The organism is Pseudomonas sp. OF001 (genome assembly GCF_904426495.1).
Lineage (GTDB): Bacteria > Pseudomonadota > Gammaproteobacteria > Pseudomonadales > Pseudomonadaceae > Geopseudomonas.
Window position 1 is genome coordinate 112,322 of sequence record NZ_CAJGBM010000005.1, and the last position, 9,345, is coordinate 121,666.

Here is a 9,345-nt window from a genome sequence, read left to right on the forward strand (position 1 = left end):
GATGGCGGTGGTGCAGGAACAGGTGGTGTACGTGGTCGACGACGACCGGGGCATGCTCGACTCGACCGTGTGGCTGCTCGAGTCGGTGGGAATCAGTGCCCTGCCGTTCACCAACGGGCGGGACTTTCTGGCGGCCTGCGACCCGGCGCGACCGGGCTGCGTGCTGCTCGACGTGCGCATGCCGGGGATGGGCGGGCTGAACGTGCAGGAGGAGATGCGCGCGCGCGGCCTCGAGCTGCCGGTGATCTTCGTCAGCGGCCACGCCGACGTGCCCATCGTGGTGCGCGCCTTCAAGGCCGGCGCCTGCGATTTCCTCGAGAAACCGTGCAACGAGCAGCAGCTGCTCGACAGCGTGCAGCAGGCGCTGCGTCGTCACGCCGAGCGGCTGGCCCGCGAGGGCGGCGCGGCAGCGCTGCGCGCGCGGCTGGACAGCCTGACGCCGCGCGAGCGCGACGTGCTGCTGCCGCTGGTGCAGGGCTACACCAGCCGCGAAATCGCCGAGCAGCTCGACATCAGCGTGAAGACCGTCGACCTGTACCGCGCGCGGGTGATGAAGCGCATGCAGGCCGAGCGCCTCAGCGACCTGATCGGCATGGCTTGCGTGGCCGGGCTGATCGATCCGCTCGATCCGCGCGGCGAGCGGGGCTAGTCAGTCGACGCAGCCGCCGCAGCAGCAGCCGGCGTAGGCGGCGTAGGCGTCGAGAATGCGCTCGAGCAGTGCGTGGATGTCCATGCTGGCGTCCTCCGTGGGGTGGGACCCATTGTCCGCCGCCGGCCGCGCGCCGGCTGCTTGAATCCCTCTATGGCAACGATAGCCGACCGCTGGCAGGAACTAGCGCGGCGAGGGCACGGTCTTCTGGCTTGAATTTCCGATGTTCCAAGCGAGGAGCTCCCTTTCGTGACCCGCCAATTCCTGATGGGGGGCCTGCTGGCCCTGCTCGCCATGCCGCTGTGGGCGGCGGAGTGCAGCGTCGACATCGAGGCCAGCGACCGCATCGCCTTCGACACCGACCTCATCGAGGTCGACCGCAGCTGTCGGGAGTTCACCGTCCACCTGCACCACACCGGGCGCCTGGAGCACACCCGCATGGGCCACAACTGGGTGCTGGCGCGCGCCGGCGAGCAGCAGGCGGTGGCCAATGCCGGCCTGCTCGGCGGCCTCGGCCACAGCTTCGTGCGCCCCGGCGATGCGCGGGTGATCGCCAGCACCCGCCTGCTCGGTGGCGGCGAGTCGGACTCGGTGACCTTCCCGGTTAGCCTGCTCGAGGACGGCGAGGACTACCGGTTCTTCTGCTCCTTCCCCGGCCATGCGCCGTTGATGCGCGGCACCCTGCGCCTGGCCGACTGAGCCGTCCGGCGCCCGCCGCCGTTCAGAGCGAGCGCGCCGCGCGCTGGGCCTGCTGCTGCTCCTTGTGGGCGAGCCAGTGCTCGACCAGCTCGCGCAGCTGCGACAGCTCCACCGGCTTGGCCACGTGGCCGTCCATGCCGGCCTTGAGGGCGCGCTCCTTGTGCTCGCCGAGGATGTGCGCGGTCAGCGCCACCACCGGCGTGCGCGGCCGCTGGCGCGCGGCCTCCCAGGCGCGCAGCTGCTCGGTGGCGGCGAAGCCGTCGAGCACCGGCATCTCGCAGTCCATCAGCACCAGGTCGTACTGCTGGTTCTGCATGGCGCGCAGCGCGTCGCGGCCGTTGCTGACCAGGTCGGGCTCGAGGTCGAGCTTGCCGAGCATGCCCTGGATCACCTTGGTGGAGATGCTGTTGTCCTCGGCGACCAGCACGCGGAAGTCGGCCGGCATCTGGCGCGCCGCGGCGGGCCGGCTGCCCGGCGGCCCGGCCAGGCCGCGACGGACGCGGCCCAGCTCCTCGGCGAGGGTGGACTTGAGGGTATAGCCGGCCACCGGCTTGGCGAGGATGCGGCAGATCCCGGCGTTGCGCGCCACCAGCTTGCTCGGCGCCTGGTTCTGCCCGCCGAGCATGATCAGCAGCAGGTCGTGGTTGAGGTAGGCGTCGGCCTTGATCTTCGCCGCCAGCTGCAGGCCGTTCATGTCCGGCATGTCGTAGTCGAGGATCACCGCGTCGAAGTATTCGCCCAGGTTGGCCTTGCTGCGCAGCTGCGCCAGCGCCGCCTTGCCGTGGGCGGCGCCCTCGGCCAGCAGGCCCCAGCTGGTGCACTGCTGGATCAGCACCTTGCGGCAGGTCTCGTTGTCGTCGACCACCAGCACCCGCGCCTCGCGCAGCTGCAGGTCGGGGTCGAGGGCGGCCTGGGCGAGGCAGGCCGGGTCCAGCGGCAGGCTGAACCACAGGGTCGAGCCCTGCTGCTGGCCGCTCTCGATGCCGAACTCGCCGTGCATCAGGGCGATCAGCTGGCGGCTGATGGCCAGGCCGAAATGTCCCTCGCCATGGCGCGGCGGCATGTAGTCGCGGCTGTTCAGCGGCGTGCGCTCCAGCGCCTCGCGCTGCTCCGGACTCAGCGGCCGGCCGCTGTCCTGCACGGCGATGCGCAGGCGCGGCCTGTCGCTGTCGCGCTCCAGGGCGGCGACCAGCATCACCTCGCCCTCGTCGGTCTGCTGGAAGGCGTGGTCGAGCAGGTTGAGCAGGGTCTGGCGCAGGCGCGCCGGGTCGCCGCTGAGGGTGCGCGGCACCTGCGGCTGGACGAAGCCGATCAGCTCGAGGCCCTGGCGCTCGGCGCGGGCGCGGAAGATGTCGAGGCATTCCTCGATCAGCGCGTGCAGGTCGAACTGCACCTCCTCCAGCTCGATCTCCCCAGACTCCAGGGCGGACAGGTCGAGGATCTCGTTGATCAGCAGCAGCAGCTCGTTGCCCGAGTTGTGGATGGTCTGCACGTAGTCGCGCTGCTTGGCCGACAGCGGCGTGCCGAGCAGCAGCTCGGTCATGCCCAGCACGCCGTTCATCGGGGTGCGGATGTCGTGGCTGATGCGCGCCAGCAGCTGCGCCTTGGCTTCCTGTTCGGCGCGGCTGGTGGCCTCGGCGCGGCTGGCGCTGGCACGGGCGTGCAGCTGCGCGCGCTGGGTCAGGCGCAGGCGCACGCTGTAGAAGAACAGACCGAGGGTGGCGGCGCAGAGCAGGCCGGCATTGGCCAGCAGCGGCAGATCGGGCCACAGGCCAGCGATGCCGAGGCCCACCGGCAGCAGGCAGAGCGCCGACTGCAGGAGATTGCGCGGATCGCGGCCATGGGCGAAGCGGATCAGGTGGTAGGCGGCGAGCATCAGCAGCACGCCGCCCATGGCGCCGAGCAGCAGCGCCGGCTCGAGCGTCGCCGGCAGCCAGGAGGGCGGGCCTCCGGCCTCTTCCCGCGGCGCCAGCAGGAGCATGGGCAGCGCCAGCAGCAGGCTGGCGACCAGGGTGATGGCAATCCGAAGCCAGCGCACGATCAGGCGTCCCTTTCTGGGTGGGGTAGGCAGAGTATTACGGAAAAGCGGAGGGGCGTAACCCCGACCGGCAAGTATATGGCAGCCCGTTGCAGGCTGCGCTCCGGCCTGATGGGCGGGCCGCGCGGGCGGGTCCGGCCGCCGCGCCGGGCGGCGGCCGGAGGGGGAGCGGCATCAGCCCTCGCCGCGCTCGCGGGCGATGGCGCGGTAGCCGATGTCGTGGCGGTAGAACATGCCGTTCCAGCGGATCTGCTCGGCCAGGCGGTAGGCCTGCTGCTGGGCGTCGGACACGCTGGCACCGATGGCGGTGGCGCACAGCACGCGGCCGCCGGCGGTGACCACCTGGCCCTGGGCGTTCAGCGCGGTGCCGGCGTGGAACACCTTGCCGTCGATCTTCGCCGCCGCGTCGAGGCCCTCGATCACGTCGCCCTTGGCGTAGTCGCCCGGGTAGCCGCCGGCGGCCAGCACCACGCCCACGGTCGGCCGCGGGTCCCAGGTCGCCTCGACCTTGTCCAGCGCCTTGGCCAGCGCGGCCTCGACCAGCAGCACCAGCGAGGACTCCAGGCGGACCATGATCGGCTGGGTTTCCGGGTCGCCGAAGCGGCAGTTGAACTCGATGACCTTGGGCGCGCCGCTCTTGTCGATCATCAGGCCGGCGTACAGGAAGCCGGTGTAGACGTTGCCCTCGGCCGCCATGCCGCGCACGGTCGGGTAGATGATCTCGTCCATCACCCGCTGGTGCACCTCGGCGGTGACCACCGGAGCCGGCGAGTAGGCGCCCATGCCGCCGGTGTTCGGGCCGCTGTCGCCGTCGCCGACGCGCTTGTGGTCCTGGCTGGTGGCCATCGGCAGCACGTGCTCGCCGTCGACCATGACGATGAAGCTGGCTTCCTCGCCGTCGAGGAATTCCTCGATCACCACGCGCGCGCCGGCGTCGCCGAAGGCGTTGCCGGAGAGCATGTCGCGCACCGCTTCCTCGGCTTCTTCCAGGGTCATGGCGACGATCACGCCCTTGCCGGCGGCCAGGCCGTCGGCCTTGACCACGATCGGCGCACCCTGCTCGCGCAGGTAGGCCAGCGCCGGCTCGACTTCGGTGAAGTTCTGGTAGGCGGCGGTGGGGATGTTCTGGCGCGCCAGGAAGTCCTTGGTGAAGGCCTTGGAGCCTTCCAGCTGGGCGGCGGCGGCGGTCGGGCCGAAGATGTCCAGGCCGCGGGCGCGGAACAGGTCGACCACGCCCTTCACCAGCGGCGCCTCGGGGCCGACGATGGTCAGCTGCACGTTGGCGGCGGCGAAGTCGGCCAGCTGCTCGATGGCCAGCACGTCGATGGCGACGTTCTCGCACTTGGCCTCGGTGGCGGTGCCGGCGTTGCCGGGGGCGACGAAGACCTTCTCGACGCGCGGATCCTGTGCGACTTTCCAGGCCAGGGCGTGTTCGCGGCCGCCGCTGCCGATGATCAGTACGTTCATGTTTCAAGCCTCATGTTGATCGTTCCCACGCTCTGCGTGGGAGCGGTGCTGTGGACGCTCGGCGTCCGCGGCATGGGACGCCGAGCGTCCCGGGCTGCATCCCCACGCGGAGCGTGGGGACGATCGGCGATCGGTTCTCAGTGACGGAAGTGGCGCATGCCGGTGAACACCATGGCCATGCCGGCCTCGTCGGCGGCGGCGATCACCTCGGCGTCGCGCATCGAGCCACCCGGCTGGATCACCGCGGTGATGCCGGCCTTGGCGGCGTTGTCGATGCCGTCGCGGAACGGGAAGAAGGCGTCGCTCGCCATCACCGCGCCCTCGACCGCAAGGCCGGCGTGCTCGGCCTTGATCGCGGCGATGCGCGCGGAGTTGACGCGGCTCATCTGGCCGGCACCGACGCCGACGGTCTGGCGGTTCTTGGCGTAGACGATGGCGTTGGACTTGACGAACTTGGCCACCTTCCAGGCGAAGATCAGGTCGTGCAGCTCCTGCTCGCTCGGCGCGCGCTGGGTGACGACCTTGAGGTCGGCCTCGGTGATCATGCCGATGTCGCGGCTCTGCACCAGCAGGCCGCCGTTGACGCGCTTGTAGTCCAGGCCATTGATGCGCTCGGCCGGCCACTGGCCGCACTCGAGCAGGCGCACGTTGGCCTTGGCGGCCACCACTTCGCGGGCCTCGGCGGACACGCTCGGGGCGATGATCACCTCGACGAACTGGCGCTCGACGATGGCCTTGGCGGTCTCGCCGTCCAGCTCGCGGTTGAAGGCGATGATGCCGCCGAAGGCGGATTCGGTATCGGTGGCCCAGGCCAGGTCGTAGGCCTTGCGGATGCCGCCGTCGGCTTCCGGGACCACGGCCACGCCGCACGGGTTGGCGTGCTTGACGATCACGCAGGCCGGCTTGGTGAAGCTCTTCACGCACTCCAGCGCGGCGTCGGTGTCGGCCACGTTGTTGAACGACAGCTCCTTGCCCTGCAGCTGGCGGGCGGTGGCCACCGAAGCCTCGGCCGGGTTGGCCTCGACGTAGAAGGCCGCGCTCTGGTGCGGGTTCTCGCCGTAGCGCATGTCCTGGGCCTTGACGAACTGGCTGTTGAAGGTGCGCGGGAACGCGGCGCGGCCTTCGGTGGACAGGGTCTCGGCGGCCTGGTCGATGGTGCCCAGGTAGTTGGCGATCATGCCGTCGTAGGCAGCGGTGTGCTCGAAGGCCTTCAGCGCCAGGTCGAAGCGCTGGGCGTAGGTCAGGCCGCCGGCCTTGAGGCCCTCGACGATGCCGGCGTAGTCGCCGGCGTTGACCACGATGGCGACGTCCTTGTGGTTCTTGGCCGCCGAACGGACCATGGTCGGGCCGCCGATGTCGATGTTCTCGATGGCGTCGGGCAGGGTGCAGCCGGCCTTGGCCACGGTGGCGGCGAACGGGTAGAGGTTGACCGCGACCAGGTCGATCGGCTGGATGCCGTGCTCGACCATCACCGCGCCGTCGAGATCGCGACGGCCGAGGATGCCGCCGTGGATCTTCGGATGCAGGGTCTTCACCCGGCCGTCCATCATTTCCGGGAAGCCGGTGTAGTCGGCCACTTCCACGGCGGCGATGCCGTTGTCACGCAGCAGCTTGAAGGTGCCGCCGGTGGAGAGGATCTCGACGCCGAGGGCGGCGAGTTCGCGGGCGAAGTCGACGACGCCGGTCTTGTCGGACACGCTGATCAGCGCGCGGCGGACGGGAAGGCGGGTGGTCTGGTCGGTCATCTCGGATTCCATCAGGACAGGATTGGACTGAAGGGCGCGCGGCCGGACCGCGCGTCCCTCGGGCGAAATCGGGTTACAGCAGGTCGTACTGCTTGAGCTTCTTGCGCAGGGTGCCGCGGTTCAGGCCGAGCAGCTCGGAGGCCTTGGTCTGGTTGCCCTTGACGTAGCGCATCACGGTTTCCAGCAACGGCGCCTCCACTTCCGACAGCACCAGATTGTAGACGTCGGTCACCGGCTGGCCGTCGAGGTGGGCGAAGTAGTTGTGCAGCGCCTGTTCCACGCTGTCGCGCAGGGTCTGCCGCTCCACGCTGGGGGCGATCAGGTGCTGTTTCAGGTTGGCGTTGTCGCTCACGGCAGTCGTTCCACTCACAAAATGCTCGTTCAGGTTGGTCATGCGGCCGTCCCGCTGCAGGTGTCGTGCTGCCCGGCGAAGAAGCGGCGCACGTGCTCGTGCTGCGCGGCGGGGCAGTCCAGACGGTTGAATTCGCTACGGAAGGCGGTGGCGCCGGGCAGGGTCGCCAGGTACCAGCCGACGTGCTTGCGGGCGATGCGCACGCCCTGCTCGGCTCCGTAGAAGGCATGCAGTTCGGCCAGGTGGCCGAGGAGGATGCGCTCGACTTCGGCGAGCGCGGGGGCGGGCAGCAGCTCGCCGGTGCGCAGGAAATGCTCGATCTCGCGGAAGATCCACGGCCGGCCCTGGGCGGCGCGGCCGATCATCACCGCGTCGGCGCCGGTGGCCTCGAGCACGGCGCGGGCCTTCTCGGGCGAGTCGATGTCGCCGTTGGCGAACAGCGGCAGGTCCACCGCCTCGCGGATCGCGGCGATGGTGGCGTACTCGGCCTCGCCGGTGTACAGGTCGGCGCGGGTGCGGCCGTGCACCGAGAGGGCGGCGATGCCGGCCTGCTCGGCGATGCGCGCGATGGCCACCCCGTTGCGGTTGTCGCGGTCCCAGCCGGTGCGGATCTTCAGGGTCACCGGCACGTCGACGGCGGCGACCACCGCGTCGAGGATCTGCCCGACCAGCTGCTCGTCCTTCATCAGCGCCGAGCCGGCGGCCTTGTTGCACACCTTCTTGGCCGGGCAGCCCATGTTGATGTCGATGATCTGCGCGCCCAGCTCGACGTTGCGGCGCGCCGCCTCGGCGAGCATCTGCGGGTCGCCGCCGGCGATCTGCACCGAGCGCGGCTCGGGATCGCCGTCGTGGAGCATGCGCAGGCGCGACTTGCGGCTGTGCCACAGGCGCACGTCGCTGGTGAGCATTTCGGCCACCACCAGGCCGGCGCCGAGGCGGCGGCAGAGCTGGCGGAACGGGCGATCGGTGACGCCGGCCATGGGGGCCAGGATCACGCGATTGGGGAGGGTGTAGGGGCCGATGCGAACCACCGACATGGGGTATCCCTGCCGCAGGGGCAAATCAGCTGCTGGAAAAGGGTGGCGATGATACCCGCTCCCGCCGGATGGATAAAGGCTGTTCTGAGTATTTTTTGAACAGCCGGCGGCGCGGCTTAGTCCGGCGAGTGGAAGGCCAGCCGGTAGTTCACCGCCCGGGTGCCCGGGTCGATGATCTCCAGGGCGATGTGGATCGGCGTCTGTGGCGGCATGTCGCTCTGCCCGGCCAGCTCGCCGGCCAGGTACTCGCCGGGCTTGAAGCTGCGGCTGGCCAGCGGCTGGCCGTTGATGTCCTCGAAGCGCAGTTCGAGCAGCGGGAAGGGCTGGGCGAAGTCGGCGCGGTTGTAGAGGATGGCGTCTACGGTCAGCGCGCCGGGGTGGCTCGGATGGTTGCGCACGGTGAGGTTGCTGCTCTTCACCAGGCTGACGTCGACCCGCGGCGGCAGCTGGCAGCCGAGCAGCGGGCACAGCCGCTCGAACCAGGGGCGCAGCTGCTCCTGCCGGGCCAGCTGCTCGAAGTTGTAGTAGACGTACTGGCCGGCCAGGCCGCCGAGGGCCAGCAGGATCAGCAGCGACCACAGCAGGCGGCGCGCCCAGCTGGGCCGGGGCGGCTGCCAGTCGAGCTGCAGCGGCTCGTCGTTGAGGCTGAGCAGGCCCTCGTCGCGCAGGCGCGGTTCGCTGCGACGGGGACCGTCGGTGGCGGCCGCTGCGGCGGCACCGGCGGCGGCCAGGCTGGCGGCGGCGGCGCTGACCGAAATGGGCTCGTCGCGCTCGGCGACCAGGGCGCCGGGGGCGTGGCGCTCGGCTTCCTCGGCGTCGTCGTCGAGCTCGGGGAAGTCGGGGTCGACGTCCTCCAGCTCCAGCGGCGGCTCGTCGATCAGTCGCGGCGCGGCGCCGGCCGGCGGGGCGGCGGGAGCGGCCGGGACGACGGGCTCGTTGAGCAGGGCTTCCACCCAGCTCTCGTCGTGGGGATCGGGTTTGCTGTCCTGGGCGGAGCCGAAGGGGGCATGGGTTGGTTGCAGGTCGCGGAACTCGCTGCTCAGCTCGAGCCCGTCGAGCTCCAGCCTGGCCAGTTCCTCGTCGAGGTCGAGGTTGTCCAGGTCCAGGTCGTCGTGGATCCACAGGGTGTCGTCCGCCGCCTTGCCGGCGAGCGGTGCGGCGGGCGTCTCGGCTTCCCCGGCGGGCGCCAGCGGCGGGGCGGGCGTGTAGCCGGCCGGCTGCAGCGTGGCGGTGGTCGCCGCCGCGGCGCCGGTGTCAGGGCTGGCGAGCGTCGCCGGGGGCGTCTGCCCGGCGAGATCGGAAGAGCGTTGTGTAGGGAAAGTGTGTAGATCTCGGTGGTTGCCGTATCATTAAAAACA

At 70.5% G+C, this 9,345-nt stretch carries 7 protein-coding genes and 1 pseudogene; 2 read left to right on the forward strand and 6 right to left on the reverse strand.

What is annotated here, in order from left to right; translation table 11 throughout:
* Position 1 precedes the first annotated feature (1 nt).
* Positions 2-649: a response regulator transcription factor gene (locus RA210_RS04740; RefSeq protein ID WP_201485566.1), complete on the forward strand. Its 648-nt coding sequence runs from the start codon at positions 2-4 to the stop codon at positions 647-649.
* A gap of 267 nt (positions 650-916) precedes the next feature.
* Complete coding sequence (azu, locus tag RA210_RS04745; RefSeq protein ID WP_136491731.1) at positions 917-1,348, forward strand: azurin; 432 nt, start codon at positions 917-919, stop codon at positions 1,346-1,348.
* A gap of 22 nt (positions 1,349-1,370) precedes the next feature.
* Here azu and RA210_RS04750 read toward each other — a convergent pair.
* From RA210_RS04750 to RA210_RS04775, 6 genes and pseudogenes are all read right to left on the reverse strand, one after another.
* Positions 1,371-3,281 (reverse strand): annotated as a pseudogene (locus RA210_RS04750) (response regulator); the annotation flags it as partial.
* A 279-nt stretch (positions 3,282-3,560) separates the two neighbouring features.
* Positions 3,561-4,853 (reverse strand): phosphoribosylamine--glycine ligase, encoded by a 1,293-nt coding sequence (gene purD / locus RA210_RS04755; RefSeq protein WP_201485567.1) that lies wholly within the window; start codon positions 4,851-4,853, stop codon positions 3,561-3,563.
* 137 nt (positions 4,854-4,990) lie between these two features.
* Positions 4,991-6,598, reverse strand: a complete 1,608-nt coding sequence (gene purH, locus RA210_RS04760) for a bifunctional phosphoribosylaminoimidazolecarboxamide formyltransferase/IMP cyclohydrolase (protein ID WP_201485568.1) — start codon at positions 6,596-6,598, stop codon at positions 4,991-4,993.
* Positions 6,599-6,671: 73 nt separating this feature from the next.
* On the reverse strand, positions 6,672-6,992 hold the full coding sequence (gene fis, locus RA210_RS04765) for a DNA-binding transcriptional regulator Fis (RefSeq protein ID WP_136491717.1): 321 nt from the start codon (positions 6,990-6,992) through the stop codon (positions 6,672-6,674).
* Entirely contained in the window at positions 6,989-7,987 is a 999-nt protein-coding gene (gene dusB / locus RA210_RS04770; protein ID WP_201485569.1) for a tRNA dihydrouridine synthase DusB, read from the reverse strand. Before dusB ends, fis begins: the two co-directional genes overlap by 4 nt.
* Positions 7,988-8,103: 116 nt before the next feature.
* A complete protein-coding gene (locus tag RA210_RS04775) occupies positions 8,104-8,940 on the reverse strand; it encodes a DUF3426 domain-containing protein (protein ID WP_236574616.1) in 837 nt (278 codons plus the stop codon).
* Positions 8,941-9,345: the final 405 nt, after the last annotated feature.